General features: G+C 52.0%; 12 protein-coding genes. 5 read left to right on the forward strand and 7 right to left on the reverse strand.

Features of this window, described 5'->3' with window-relative positions:
• The first annotated feature begins 27 nt into the window (after positions 1–27).
• Both CYQ09_RS04505 and mfd read left to right on the forward strand, forming a co-directional pair.
• Complete coding sequence (locus CYQ09_RS04505) at positions 28–639, forward strand: component of SufBCD complex (RefSeq protein WP_106744210.1); 612 nt, start codon at positions 28–30, stop codon at positions 637–639.
• A gap of 39 nt (positions 640–678) precedes the next feature.
• Positions 679–4,128, forward strand: coding sequence for a transcription-repair coupling factor (gene mfd / locus CYQ09_RS04510; protein ID WP_106744211.1), 3,450 nt, complete (start codon positions 679–681; stop codon positions 4,126–4,128).
• A 45-nt stretch (positions 4,129–4,173) separates the two neighbouring features.
• Here the strand turns inward: mfd and CYQ09_RS04515 are convergent, their stop codons facing one another.
• Positions 4,174–5,370, reverse strand: a complete 1,197-nt coding sequence (locus CYQ09_RS04515) for a multidrug effflux MFS transporter (RefSeq protein WP_106744212.1) — start codon at positions 5,368–5,370, stop codon at positions 4,174–4,176.
• A gap of 116 nt (positions 5,371–5,486) precedes the next feature.
• Positions 5,487–6,131, reverse strand: coding sequence for a DsbA family oxidoreductase (locus CYQ09_RS04520; protein WP_106744582.1), 645 nt, complete (start codon positions 6,129–6,131; stop codon positions 5,487–5,489).
• A 231-nt stretch (positions 6,132–6,362) separates the two neighbouring features.
• On the opposite strand from CYQ09_RS04520, the gene CYQ09_RS04525 reads away from it, so the two are divergent.
• The gene (locus CYQ09_RS04525) at positions 6,363–6,986 is read left to right on the forward strand and encodes a helix-turn-helix domain-containing protein (RefSeq protein ID WP_106744213.1); all 624 of its coding nucleotides are present in this window, start codon (positions 6,363–6,365) and stop codon (positions 6,984–6,986) included.
• Between the two features lie 30 nt (positions 6,987–7,016).
• Here CYQ09_RS04525 and CYQ09_RS04530 read toward each other — a convergent pair whose 3' ends face one another.
• On the reverse strand, positions 7,017–8,786 hold the full coding sequence (locus tag CYQ09_RS04530; RefSeq protein ID WP_430383323.1) for an extracellular solute-binding protein: 1,770 nt from the start codon (positions 8,784–8,786) through the stop codon (positions 7,017–7,019).
• Between the two features lie 318 nt (positions 8,787–9,104).
• Here CYQ09_RS04530 and CYQ09_RS04535 point away from each other — a divergent pair, with 318 nt between their 5' ends.
• On the forward strand, positions 9,105–9,878 hold the full coding sequence (locus CYQ09_RS04535) for a 3-hydroxybutyrate dehydrogenase (RefSeq protein ID WP_106744215.1): 774 nt from the start codon (positions 9,105–9,107) through the stop codon (positions 9,876–9,878).
• Positions 9,875–10,906: a patatin-like phospholipase family protein gene (locus CYQ09_RS04540; protein WP_106744583.1), complete on the forward strand. Its 1,032-nt coding sequence runs from the start codon at positions 9,875–9,877 to the stop codon at positions 10,904–10,906. The genes CYQ09_RS04535 and CYQ09_RS04540 overlap by 4 nt, the downstream gene beginning before the upstream one ends.
• Here the strand turns inward: CYQ09_RS04540 and CYQ09_RS04545 are convergent.
• The 4 genes from CYQ09_RS04545 to CYQ09_RS04560 form a co-directional block, all read right to left on the reverse strand.
• Positions 10,899–11,501, reverse strand: a complete 603-nt coding sequence (locus CYQ09_RS04545) for a LysE/ArgO family amino acid transporter (RefSeq protein ID WP_106744216.1) — start codon at positions 11,499–11,501, stop codon at positions 10,899–10,901. The two genes, CYQ09_RS04540 and CYQ09_RS04545, sit on opposite strands and share 8 nt — an antisense overlap.
• Entirely contained in the window at positions 11,502–12,230 is a 729-nt protein-coding gene (locus CYQ09_RS04550; RefSeq protein ID WP_106744217.1) for a DUF502 domain-containing protein, read from the reverse strand. It abuts the gene before it with no gap.
• 73 nt (positions 12,231–12,303) lie between these two features.
• On the reverse strand, positions 12,304–13,218 hold the full coding sequence (locus tag CYQ09_RS04555; RefSeq protein WP_106744218.1) for a pseudouridine-5'-phosphate glycosidase: 915 nt from the start codon (positions 13,216–13,218) through the stop codon (positions 12,304–12,306).
• Positions 13,215–14,108: a PfkB family carbohydrate kinase gene (locus tag CYQ09_RS04560; protein WP_106744219.1), complete on the reverse strand. Its 894-nt coding sequence runs from the start codon at positions 14,106–14,108 to the stop codon at positions 13,215–13,217. The genes CYQ09_RS04555 and CYQ09_RS04560 overlap by 4 nt, the downstream gene beginning before the upstream one ends.
• Positions 14,109–14,124: the final 16 nt, after the last annotated feature.

The raw sequence follows: 14,124 nt of genomic DNA on the forward strand, positions 1-14,124 counted from the left end.
ATCTTTCGTAATTGCGGCCTTGGTCGCATGGATTTTTACCTATCACAAGTATGGGCATCTTTCGTTTGTAACGCTAACGTCACCCAAAATGAGTTAGATCAACAGGATACGACTTTGGATTGGAACGGCCTCTTTTCTCGTGTGCTGGATGTGCACACATTTTCCAACCTTTGGTACTGGATCATGGTCTGCACCTGCTGGATGATTGTAAGCCATTGGATCATAGGCGTGCCGTTTGACATGATTTTGCGTGCGCGACGCTTTGGCGCGCAAGCCGGAAGCGATTTAGAGGCATTGGTCGATATCAATGTGCGACGCATTCAAGCGCTGGTACAAGAAGGTGGCGGTTTAGCTGTTGGTTTACTTGCATTTATTCTGACTTCAGTCGTCGTTTCTGCCCTCTACTACCGATTGGAAGTCGCTCAAGGTGTCATGCTTTTGGTGCTTCCAATCACCTTTGTCGGAGGCATAAATGTTTTTGCTTCCAAGCGGTTATCACAAAATCCACTGCAGGGGGCTGAGCTTTCAAAATACCTGATACGTCTGCGACTGATTATCCAGCTCATCGCGATGGTCTCTGTATTCATTTCGGCAGCCTACGGTATGCTTTTTAGTCTCATGCAGCCGTTTGGCTACTGAACGGTTGACACCAAAGCCCGGCGGAGTAGTTCATCCCGCATGTCCGATCTAAAATACATCACCGTAAGCGGTGCCCCCGAAGGTTATGATGCGCAGCTTATTCTGGCTGAGCTATCTAAAGGCCATCCCGTTCTTCACGTAGCGTCTGATGACAAACGGCTTGCCGCCATGCAGGCAGCGCTTTCGTTTTTTGCGCCAGATGTTCCTGTGTTCGTTTTCCCAGCTTGGGATTGCCTGCCGTATGACCGGATTTCCCCGAACGCGGATGTTTCTGCCGCACGCATGGCGACGCTTGCAGGGCTTGTTCATGGGATGCCTGAAAAGTTTGTGCTGCTGACGTCGCTTGCAGCCGCAACGCAACGCGTACCCGCCCGCAGTATCCTGCGCGAGGCGGCTTTTAAGGCCACAGTTGGCAGTCGGATTGATGAAACTGCCCTGCGTAATTTTTTGGTTCGTATGGGATTTACCCAAAGTCCCACAGTGATGGAGCCGGGCGATTATGCCGTGCGGGGTGGCATAATCGATATCTTCCCACCGGGGCAATCTGGACCTGTCCGGCTGGATCTTTTTGGCGATGTTTTGGATGGCGCGCGGCGTTTCGATCCGGCCACACAAAGGACCACCGAAAAATTAACCGAAGTTGAACTCGCGCCCGTATCCGAAGTCATTTTAGACGATTCAGCAATTACACGGTTCCGGCAAAACTATCGCATTGAATTTGGCGCAGCGGGCACTGATGATCCGCTTTACGAAGCCGTCAGTGCTGGTCGCAAACATGCGGGGATTGAACACTGGCTCGGCTTTTTCCAAGAAGATCTTGAAACGTTATTCGATTATCTGCCGCGGGCGACAGTGACTTTGGATGATCAAATGGGGCCAATGCGACTGGCGCGTTGGGAAAGCATCGAAGACCAATATGGCACGCGCATGCACGCGCTGACCCAAAAGGGTCGGATGGATAGCGTCTATAAACCAGCGCCGCCTGCATTGTTGTATATGGATGATAACGCGTGGGATGCTGCGATTTCCAACCGACGGGTGATGCAGTTTTCGCCTTTGAAACAGGCAACAGGTGTGGGTGTTATTGATGCTCGCGGGCGTATCGGGCGCAATTTCTCGCCTGAGCGACAGCAGGAACAAATTAGCCTTTTCAGTTCATTAGCGGACCATGTGAAAGTAAAGCTTAAGGACGGACCTGTCGTAATTGCGTCCTATTCCGAAGGCGCGCGCGAACGGCTGGAAGGGCTGATCGAAGACGAAGGCATTTCTGAAACTATCGCTATTAAAGATTTCAGTCGGGTTGGGAAGTCTGGGGTTCATCTTGCTGTCTGGCCGCTTGATCACGGTTTTGAAGCGCCCGGGCTCACGGTCATTTCTGAGCAAGACGTTCTGGGTGATAGGCTAATCCGTCAAAGCAAACGTAAACGTCGCGCCGAAAATTTCCTAAGCGAGGCGAACAGCCTAAACCCCGGCGATCTCGTGGTTCATGTGGATCACGGTGTGGGCCGTTTTAAAGGCATGGAGGTCGTCACCGCATTAGGGGCGGCGCACGAATGTCTCCTTTTAGAATATGCCGAAGATTCAAAGCTTTATCTGCCGGTGGAAAACATCGAACTCCTGTCCAAATACGGCCACGATACTGGGCTTTTGGATAAGCTGGGAGGCGGTGCATGGCAGGCAAAGAAAGCCAAGCTCAAGGAGCGCATCCGGCAAATCGCCGAGCGGCTTATTCGGGTCGCTGCTGAACGCGAATTGCGCACGGCACCCGCGATGGACCCGCCTGACGGCTTGTGGGATCAATTCCTAGCGCGTTTTCCCTACGTTGAAACCGACGACCAGTTGGCTGCGATCGCTGATGTGCTGGATGACTTGGCTGCTGGCAAGCCTATGGATCGCCTCATTTGTGGTGATGTCGGTTTCGGTAAGACCGAAGTTGCCATTCGGGCAGCGTTTGTCGCCGCGCTTTCAGGGATTCAGGTTGCAATAATTGCACCAACGACGTTGCTTGCACGGCAGCATTACCAAAACTTTGCCGAACGGTTCCGGGGATTTCCTGTGAACGTCCGACCGCTGTCGCGTTTCGTTTCAGCCAAAGATGCGGCCTTGACGCGTGATGGGATTACGAAAGGCACCGTTGATATTGTTGTTGGCACGCATGCGTTGCTGGCAAAAGGTGTGCGGTTTAAGAACCTTGGCTTGTTAGTCATTGATGAAGAACAAAAATTTGGGGTTCAACACAAAGAACGCCTAAAGCAACTTCGTACTGATGTGCATGTGCTTACGCTGACAGCCACACCTATTCCACGGACCTTGCAGCTATCGTTGTCTGGTGTGCGCGACCTGTCAATTATCGGCACACCGCCGATCGACCGGCTTGCGATACGTACCTACGTGAGCGAATTCGATACGGTCACGGTGCGCGAGGCATTGTTGCGCGAGCACTACCGTGGCGGGCAATCGTTTATCGTTGTTCCTCGGATCGCCGATATGCCCGAAATGGAGGAGTTCCTGAAAACGGAGATGCCTGAAGTATCCTATATCACTGCGACAGGCCAGATGGCCGCCGGTGAATTGGACGACAGGATGAACGCGTTTTATGATGGGAAATACGATGTCTTATTGGCGACAACAATTGTTGAATCCGGCCTTGATATTCCGACGGCAAATACGATGATTGTTTGGCGTTCTGACATGTTTGGTCTGTCACAGCTTTATCAAATTCGTGGACGTGTTGGCAGGTCTAAGACACGTGCTTATGCTTATTTAACAACTAAACCGAGGCAAAAACTGACCGACACGGCACAAAAGCGTTTGCGTGTGTTGGGGTCTATCGACAGCCTTGGGGCTGGCTTTACGCTCGCGAGTCAAGATTTGGATATTCGTGGGGCGGGGAACCTGCTTGGTGAAGAGCAATCAGGGCAGATGCGCGAAGTTGGATATGAACTATACCAACAGATGCTTGAAGATCAGATTGCCGCGATTAAATCTGGGGATGCCGAGGGCATCATCGATGATGGTCAATGGGCGCCACAGATCAACCTTGGTGTCCCTGTCCTGATCCCAGAAGACTATGTGCCTGATCTAGATGTACGGCTTGGCCTGTATCGCCGCCTGTCGGAGTTAACGACCAAGGTCGAGTTAGAAGGTTTTGCGGCGGAGTTAATTGATCGGTTTGGTAAGCTTCCGCGTGAGGTGAACACATTGATGTTGGTCGTACGTATCAAAGCAATGTGTAAACGCGCGGGTATTTCAAAATTGGATGCAGGGCCAAAAGGCGCGACGATTCAGTTTCACAACGATAAATTCGCGTCACCGCAGGGATTGGTTGAGTTTGTGCATGCCCAAGACGGTCAGGCCAAGGTCAAGGACAACAAGATCGTCGTGCTGCGTGACTGGGCTAAGGAGCGCGATAAAATCCAAGGTGCGTTTAATATCGCACGAGAGTTGGCACAAAAGCTTGCCGACGAGAAAAAGAAAAAGGCCGGGTAAACCCGGCCTTTGTTATGAGTATTTGGTACAAAGCGAGAACGGTGGTTATTCTTCACCGGGCCGTTTGATCATGGTCGTGAGCCATAGCGCCAAGCTTGCGCATACCAATGTACCATAGGCCATTGGCATCGGCGTTCCATCAAACATCAGCGCGACAGGCACAGCGATAACCACAGCACCAACGGTCGCCACAGCGGCAATGACGGATGCGGCTAGCCCTGCAATATGCCCCATTTCTTCCATCGCGAGCGCATTAAGGTTCCCGATTGTTAGGCCGGCTTGGAAAAAATTACCTGTGACCCAAATAAGATAGGCACCGAAACTAAGCCAATAGGGCCCGTTGAACAGTGTCACGGCGACAAGCATTACAGTGATAGCAATTTGCACTGTATACATAGATTTAATAATCGCGCGCATCCCCAATCGAACGACCAGTCGTGCGTTCAGCACGCTTGCCGATGAGGCGAAAATTGCGATTGCGCCAAACCAGAGGTGAAAGACATCGCCTTGCGCAAAAGTTTGGTCAAAGACCTGCTGTGTTGACGAAATCAACATAAACAGCATGCCAAAGGTCAAGGTTTGCACCAGGATCGACAATCGTGCTGTCCGGTGAACGAACATTTCGCGCGTTGCACTAACAAGAGCCTTAACGCTAAGTGGGCGTCGTTTTTCAGGCGTCAGTGTTTCAGGCTGTCTTATGACCAACCATGTCATCACAATGGATGCAAATACGACAAAGGCTGCGAAAATTCCACGCCAGCCAAAACCAATGATGATGTAGTGACCAATGGTGGGCGCCAGTGCCGGTACAATTGAAAATACGATCATGACAAAAGACATGATCCGCGCCATTTCGCGGCCGCTATAGAGATCACGTACCAATGCCATCGCGACCACGCGCGGGCCTGCTGCACCCAGTCCTTGTAGTACACGAGCCGCGAGCATGACTTCGAGGTTTTGGGCCTGCCAAGCGATGACACATGCAATAATATAAAGCAGCGCACCGCCGACCATGACCGGTTTGCGTCCGAATGCGTCCGACAGTGGGCCAGTAAATAACGTCCCAATGCCCATACCCAGCACAAAGCTGGTCACGATCAGCTGCGCACGGTTTAGGTCAAGCGGCGTCAGTTCTGCACCGATTTGCGGTAAAGCAGGGAGCATCGCGTCGATTGAAAATGCGACTGTTGCCGCGACCATTGCCATCAGCGCAATGAATTCTGTTTGTGGTAGGCGTTTCATAAAAGGGGTCCAGCAATAGGGTGCGACAGGTTACGATTAGTTTGTTCGCATTCTGAATTAGGGTGCCAAAGCAACCTGATGCCTGTCATTATTGTGCCAAGCTGGACGTGGAGCGTTCATGCGTCTTCTTCTAGCTTATCCATGATTTCGGTAATCACGCTGACCCAGGTTTCAGGCGGCTGCGCACCGGGAACCGCATGTTGCTGCGCCACGATAAATGTCGGTACAGAGTTTACACCCATTTTGCGGCTATGGGCATCGCGCGCGCGGATATCTTCGATGTCAGCGTCAGAGCTCAGTAGCTTTGTGATTGTGGCAGCATCCATTTCGGCTGTGTCGGCGATGTCTGCGAGAACTTCGTGGTTGCTGATATCGCGCCCATCAACGAAGTAGGCTTTGAACAACAAATCAACGACAAAGGTTTGTCGCTGCTCGATCCCCGCCCAGTGGATGAGCCGATGCGCATCAATCGTGTTTGGGGTCGTTTTAATAGCGTCAAAATTGATCACGGCGCCTGTCTTTTCTGCATGTTCGACAACAGGGGCATATGCCTTTACCGCACCATCTTTACCGCCAAATTTTGCCTCAAGGTAGGCGCGCCGGTCCATACCTTCGGCGGGCATATCGGGGTTCAGCTGAAAGGGGTGCCACTCCATGATAAATGGGTGATCCGGAAACTGGAGCAACGCCTTATCCAAATTGGTCTTACCAATATAGCACCACGGGCAGATTGGATCGGAAATAATATCAAGTTTGACCATCTGGTTCTCCTGTCGCGTCGCAACGTTTAGCGGGTTGTCGACGGCTGAGCATTCCGTACGCGTCACACGTACCGTTCGATTTGTGATAGCACGTCAGTGAACAGGGGCCAGAGCCAATGCACATAAAACACTGTGCAAAATAGCACATATTCGTGCTAGACCTGTGCGCATGGTGCATCGGGGCAATCCTCGCAGTTGCAACAATTGCGCCCTCTGATTAAGACAGGCGTCATGACAGAACACGATCCACAAAGCCTTATCCGCGTTGCACATGAAAACGGCGACAGCACAATTGCCCAGCCTCTTGATTTAGGGGCGCGTGTACGTGAATTACGCAAGGCACGTGATTGGACATTGGAGCAGGCTGCCCAGCAAGCTGGCCTCGCGCGTTCGACGCTTTCCAAAATTGAAAATGGCCAGATGTCACCAACCTATGATGCGCTGAAAAAGTTAGCGGTCGGATTGGAAATATCGGTACCTCAATTGTTTACACCACCGTCAAAAGGACAAGTAAACGGCCGTATGGCTGTCACAAGGAACGGTGACGAAGGTACAAAGATCACAACCACTTACGAGCATGCGTTACTAGCCGAAACTTTGACGACCAAAAAAATGTTACCGTATCGCGCCCGTGTGCGGGCCCGTTCTATGGATGATTTCGACGGCTGGGTGCGCCACGACGGCGAGGAGTTTCTATACGTATTAACTGGGCAAGTTCGGCTTTACACAGAATTTTATGAGCCAATTGAACTTAGCCGTGGTGACAACGCATACTACGATGCGTCTATGGGGCATAACGTCGTGTCGCTAAGCCAAGAAGACGCGACCATTTTATGGGTCACGTCCTTGAGCTAACCCCCAGCCGCGCGGGCTAAGGGGAACGCTTTAGTCTTCAGAGTACCACCAGACGTCTGGCTGCCAGCCTGGCCAATCGCCAAAAATTGGCATTGTGTCGGGGAAGTGAAGGTTTTTGGAATGCGCGATACGGCTAATGTTCCACTGGTAGATAGGGATAACATAGCGTCCTGCAGTCAGTGACCGATCCAAGGCTTTCACAGCCGCGACAAAGTCATCTTGGCTATCTGAGGTAAGAAGCCGACCAATCATCGCGTCCACTGCGGGTGATTTGACCCCCATCAGGTTACGGCCTCCGGTTTGATCGGCGTCTTCGGAACCGAAGTAGTTAAATTGCTCGTTGCCAGGCGAGAGCGACACACCCCGGCGATAGTAAACCATGTCAAATTGATAGGCGTCAGTGCGTTCTTTGAATTGCGCACTGTCGGCAACAGTTACTGTCGGGGTGACACCAATACGTGACAGCGATTCAACATACATATCGATGATCGTCTGATTTTCGGTTGCTCCTTGATCAAGAAGGATATCGAATGTGAATTCGTCACCAGCTTCGTTTTTCATCACGCCGTCTTGCACAGTCCAACCGGCTGCTTCCATTTGATCCAATGCGGCGCGCGTCCCTGCGCGGTTCCGTTCGCTGCCATCTGCGACAGGCAGGCTATAGCCTTCTAATGTGCCAGGGATCAGCTCATCGGCGAAAGGTTCTAGAAATTCGCGCACACGCCCTTCGGCAGGACCATGCGACATGCTAAGCGGTGAGTTAGACCAATATGACGTGATCCGCGGCTGGACTGAACCTGTTAGGGCTTGGTTGATGAATTCAAAATTAAACGCATGCAGCATTGCATCGCGTACGCGCCAATCAGCAAATATGGCTTTGCGGGTGTTCATCGCAAACCCTGTCATACCAGATGGGCGTTCATGGCCGAGAACAGATTTGATCACATCGCCATTTTGAACCGCCGGGAAGTTGTACCATGTATCCCAACGCGCCACGTTGAATTCACGGTTTGAATTCACTTCACCAACCTTGAACGCCTCAAATGCCGCCGTTTCATCGCCAAAGAATTCAAGGCGTATTTCGTCGATGTTATTGGTGCCGACCCGAAATGGAACGTCGGCGCCCCAATAGTCTGGATTACGTTTTAGCGAAACAAAACGCCCCGGTTCAAAGTCATCGATAATGTAAGGGGCTGATGTGATTGGTACGATGTCTGTCGTGCTTTCGGCGAAATCCACGCCTTCCCATTGTGCCTTTTTCAAAATTGGGCGCATCCCAGCAAGCAACGCCAGCTCACGATCTTCGACATTGAAGGTAAACCGGACGGACCGATCACCAGTCTGTTCCATGCTTTCAACCTTGGACCAGAAGCCCAGATAGCGCGGGTGTCCAATTGTGCCCAGCGTTTCATAAGACCACATCACATCTTCGATTGTGAGCGGGCTACCATCCGAGAATTGCGTGCCTTCGCGCAACGTGAATTCAACCCATTCGCGATTCGGTCCGGTTTCAACCGATTCGGCCAAAACACCGTAGAGTGTGAACGGTTCATCTAGGCTTCGGCCCATAAAACTTTCGCCGATAAAGAAGCGTAACTGCCACGGAACTGACCCTTTCCGGATGAATGGATTTAGGCTGTCAAAACTGCCGACTTCGGCGGTGACAATGTGGCCGCCCGTCGGGGCATTCGCATTTGCATAGGGCAGGGACACAAAATCCGGTGGAAGGGCAGGATCGCCATACATAGCTATGCCATGCTGGGGTTCGGCGACCGCTGTTGTGCCTGTGGCGAAGAGCATTAAGGAAGTTGCCAAACCTCGCCAGCTGTAATGAAAATGCGATGTCATAATTGTGATGCCCCGTTGGTTTGATTTGGTTATTAAAACTGATCGTAAAGCGGCTTTTGTGCGTTTTCAAACTTTTAGCTTGGAGCCGCGCAAGTGATTGCTTATAAAGGAGTCACTGCTCGATAGGTTTCTTGCCTGTATGAAACCTGCCTCAATAACTTTACGCCCGCCTTGTGCGGGCGTTTTTTTATTGGCTATTCTAACAATCGGTGGCCTTTGCAGTTGCAGCATGTAGACTGAGTCGTAACGCAACATGACGGAGCAGATTCCATGTCACTTTCAGGCAAAACCGTGATTATCACAGGCTCAAATTCAGGTATCGGGCTGGGTGTTGCCCGTGAATTGGCTAAGGCAGGCATCAATGTGGTGCTAAATTCCTACACTGATACGGCCGAAGACCATGCTCTTGCTGCTGAAATCGCTCAAGAAACTGGGGTGACTGCGCGTTACATTCAAGCCGACATGTCGAAGGGCGATGAATGTCGTCGGTTGATAGCTGATGCTGGCGGTTGTGATATTTTGGTGAATAACGCCGGTATTCAACACGTGGCCCCAGTCGAAGAATTTCCGGCGGGAAAATGGGATGCGATCATCGCGATTAACCTAAGCTCTGCTTTTCATACAACTGCAGCTGCAATCACTGGTATGCGTGAAAAGGGCTGGGGGCGGATTATCAACATTGCATCCGCTCATGGACTGACCGCGTCACCGTATAAATCCGCCTATGTTGCTGCAAAACACGGGATTGTCGGTTTCACGAAAACAATCGGCCTTGAAACCGCGCAAGAACCCATCACATGCAACGCGATCTGTCCGGGTTATGTTCTGACCCCTTTGGTCGAGGCGCAGATCCCTGACACGATGAAAGAATACGACATGTCCCGTGAAGACGTGATTAAAAACGTCATGCTAGAACGGCAACCATCAAAAGAATTTGCGACGACCGAACAGTTGGGCGGTACGGCTTTGTATCTTTGTTCTGATGCCGCGGCGCAGGTTACCGGCACCACCATTAGTGTCGATGGCGGTTGGACCGCACTGTGAAACGTATCAACCTCGCGCTTCAGGGCGGTGGTGCGCATGGCGCGTTCACTTGGGGGGTGTTGTCGCGTCTTCTTGCGGAAGAAGATATTGAAATCGCGGCGATTTCGGGCACGTCTGCCGGCGCTTTGAATGCTGCTGCGTTGAAATCTGGTTGGGTCGATGGCGGCCGACAAGGCGCGATAGATAACCTCGAATGGCTTTGGGGGCAGGTGGGTGCCGTTACGGACCCAAGCCTTTCTGACTGGATCGCGTCGCTTGCTCCGACAGCGCATGTTTGGGCCAAGACACTGAAATATTCGCCCGCTTACGCCGCCTTTGATTTTACGACGCGCATGATGTCGCCCTATATCTACGGCCCAGCACTTCGCAACCCACTTGAGGCAATCGTCAACAAATTCAATTACGATAAAATCTGCCGAGATGAAGGGCCTGAACTTTATATTTGCGCAACGAACGTTCGGTCTGGAAAAATACGTGTTTTCAATGATGTGGAAATCTGTCCTAATGTGATCATGGCATCTGCCTGCTTACCCACGATGTTTCAGGCAGTCGAATTTACAGACCCGAAAACAGGTAAAACAGAGGCGTTCTGGGATGGTGGATACACTGGTAACCCAGCGTTATTCCCATTGTTTGAAAAACATCTGCCTAGCGACGTTTTAGTTGTGAACATCAACCCGCTTTACCGTGAAGATGTTCCAGAAGACGTACAGGGCATTCATAATCGGATAAATGAGATCAGTTTTAACAGCTCGTTACTACGTGAACTTCGCGCGATTGCGTTTGTGCAACGTCTGATCCGTGAAGGATCAGTACCCGAGGGTGCTATGAAAAGCGTCTTGGTGCATATGATCGCGGATGATGGTTTGATGAACGAACTCAACGTCGCGACCAAAACCATTCCAACGCCCGTCGTGTTAAGCCGCCTGCGCGAAGCGGGCGAAGCTGCGGCACATGCGTTCTTATCGCAGCACAAAGGCGACTTGAACAATCAAAGCACCGTGGATTTGGCAGACATGTTTAGCTAAGCAGCTTAAACGCCAAAAGCCACATGACGACACCGATGAGCACATCCAAGAATTGCCATGCCTTCGCGGATTGCATTATTGGCGCCAACAGTCGTGCGCCGTAACCTAAGCTGAAGAAAAAGACAAAAGACGCCGTGATTGCGCCAATCCCAAAAACGGTTTTCTGGGCGACGTCATCGTATTGGACCGAAATCGCACCGATTAAACCGAGTGTGTCCAAATACACATGTGGGTTAAGCCATGTCAGCGCAGCGACGGTGCCTAACGTTGCCCACAATCCGGCGGATTGCCCGGCGATCTGCATGGCGTATTCCCCTTTGTAAGCCGCCCAAAGACGTATCGCGCCATAAACGATCAGGAATGCGGCACCGCCCCATGTCATGATTTGCGGCAGAAGAGGGTACAGTTCAACGATCACGCCAAACCCCAGAACGCCAGCCGCAATCAAAAGCGCGTCAGAACCCGCACATAACAAGCAAAGTAAGAATACATGATTCCGCGCTAAGCCTTGCCGCAATACAAATGCGTTCTGTGCGCCGATCGCTAAAATAAGACTAAAGCCCGTGAAAAAACCCGTAATAGCAGCACTGAACACTTAAGCGTCACTTTCGACAATTTCGGGCGTTTGTTTTTTGTTCGGATAGACAAGACCGGCCGAAATCACAAGCTTCGCGGCATCCTCGACCGTCATGTCCAAGAACTTCACCTCGCTTTGAGGTAAGAACAGCAAAAAGCCTGATGTCGGGTTAGGCGTCGTGGGTAGAAATACCGTCACAACAGGTTCGCCATTTGATAGTTTGGCGTCGATTTCGCCTTTGGCATTTGTTGATACAAATGCAATTGCCCAAATACCCTTACGTGGATATTCAACCATACAAGCCTTATCAAACGACGTGTCGCGTTGTGAAAACACAGTTTCGGCCAGCTGTTTTGCGGCGTTATAGATAGAGCGCACGACCGGCATACGGTCCACAAACCGTTCACCGATGCGTATAAACGAACGCCCGATCAGCCCCTTGCCCGTCCAGCCAACCATCACCGTGAAAATCAAAAAGATGAATACGCCAATGCCACGCACGTTCACGGTAATTTCGTCACCCGGCCCCCGGTTTAGAAGTCGGTTAACAAGCTCTTCGGGGTGGTAGGCATCGGGAACAAAGGGCCAAACCCAGCTATCGATCCAACCGACAACAGTCCAAATCAGCCAAAGGGTCAGCCCAATGGGCGCGACAATGATAAGTCCCGCCAAAAAGTTACTGCGTAAGGCTGAAAATATGCGCAACTTACCACGGCGCTTAGGGTCGTCAGGAGTCGCGTTGGTCATTTCACTATCTCAAATATCTTTAATGGACATCTATGTACTACCGGACCAAGCCACAACCTTATGGTGTTTGATATCAGCCCAGTTTTACCATTTCGATGGCTATTTGTGCAGCTAGCCGCGCATTGTTTCGAACAAGCGCAATATTTGCAGTGAGTGACCGTCCTTCGGTCAGTTCGAAAATGCGTCCTAACAGGAATGGTGTGACAGCTTTCGCGCTGACGCTCTGTTCATCCGCTTCAGCCAAGGCTTGCGCGATGATCGGAGCAAGCGTTTCTGCCGTAATCTGATCCGCTTGCGGGATTGGGTTGGCAACCAACTGTCCACCCTTAAGACCCATTGCCGTGCGCGTGGTTTGCGCGCGCGCGATATCTTCGGCGGTGTCCATCCGCAATGGCGCCGCGATGTCAGACGTGGCAGACCAAAAGGCGGGTAGCACATCTTGCCCATATGCGATGACAGGCACACCCAGCGTTTCGAGCACCTCAAACGTCTTGGGTAGATCAAGAATTGCCTTCGCGCCAGCGCCGACGACTGTGACAGGTGTTTGCGCCAGTTCCTGTAGGTCTGCAGAAATATCAAAGCTGAGTTCAGCGCCCCGATGCACGCCGCCAATTCCACCAGTAGCGAATATATGAATATCCGCCAGATGCGCAGCGATCATTGTCGCCGCAACCGTCGTGGCACCCGTACCACCTGTTGCGATACATGCCGCCATGTCGGCACGTGATAGCTTTGCGACGTTTTGGGCCTGCCCAAGACTGTCCAATTGTTCAGGCTCAAGTCCAACATGAAGCAATCCGTCAATCACAGCGATCGTGGCGGGAACGGCACCAGCCTTGCGGACATCGTCTTCTACGATACGGGCAGTTTCGACATTCTGAGGAAATGGCATGCCGTGAGTAATGATCGTGCTTTCGAGTGCGACAATCGGACGACCGTCCGCGCGCGCATGTGCAACTTCGGCGCTGTAATGAATTGGAATGGTCATAGTGGTGTTTCTCCGGATACGTATGTCGCTGCGGCGTTTAGTGCACGTGTCAAGGCTGTCGCGCGGTTCATGCCCTCTGACTCTGACGCTATGTGTGCCGCCATAAATGTGTCGCCTGCGCCAGTCACACGCGTGACCATGACAGCAGGTGGGGTTTGCGTGATGATGTCACCTTGCGTACCTTCTGATGCGGATTTGCCGCCATCTGTGACAAGCACGCGGTGCGCACCACGTTGGATCAGCGCAGCCGCGGCACTGGCGCTATCATCAAATTGCATGTGGCACAGTAGCCCGGCCTCTTCGAGATTGACGTACAATGTTGCTGATGGGTGACCAAGAAGCGCCAACAACCGTTCCGCTTTGCCCGGTGATGCTGGCGCAACGCGTAGGTCTGCATGTTGGAACAAGTTTGATCCCGCGATGTCTTGCAAGAGCTCCTCGGTCAGATTGCCATCCAGTGCAACGGTGCCGCTATACGGCACGTCAGCTGTGCCAAGTGCACCGTTTGCCATCGCGCGCAAAATCTTATTACCTGCGGCTTCTAGCGAATGCGCGTCAGCGATTGCGGCGATCAAGCCATTCGCGCCTTCAACCGCCATATACACATCCGTAGGCAGGTCTTCGGAGCGATAAATATGATCGCACACCATTCCCATGCGGGTGGCTTCTGCAACCAGTTCATCGCCCTCAGCATCACGCCCAATTGCGGTAAGTAAGGCAGGGGTCATACCAAAACGCCGTAGGGTCATTGCAATGTTCATCGCAACGCCACCCGGAAGCCGCGTAATGCGCCCCGGAACATCAGAGCCTACACGCATTGAACTTGCCGTGCGTCCAATCACGTCCCAAAGGACCGAACCAATACAAAGAATGTCAGCTTGTTGTGTCATGCGCCCGTTCTGACCG

The sequence above is a fragment of the Yoonia maritima genome, from assembly GCF_002933395.1.
GTDB lineage: Bacteria > Pseudomonadota > Alphaproteobacteria > Rhodobacterales > Rhodobacteraceae > Yoonia > Yoonia maritima_A.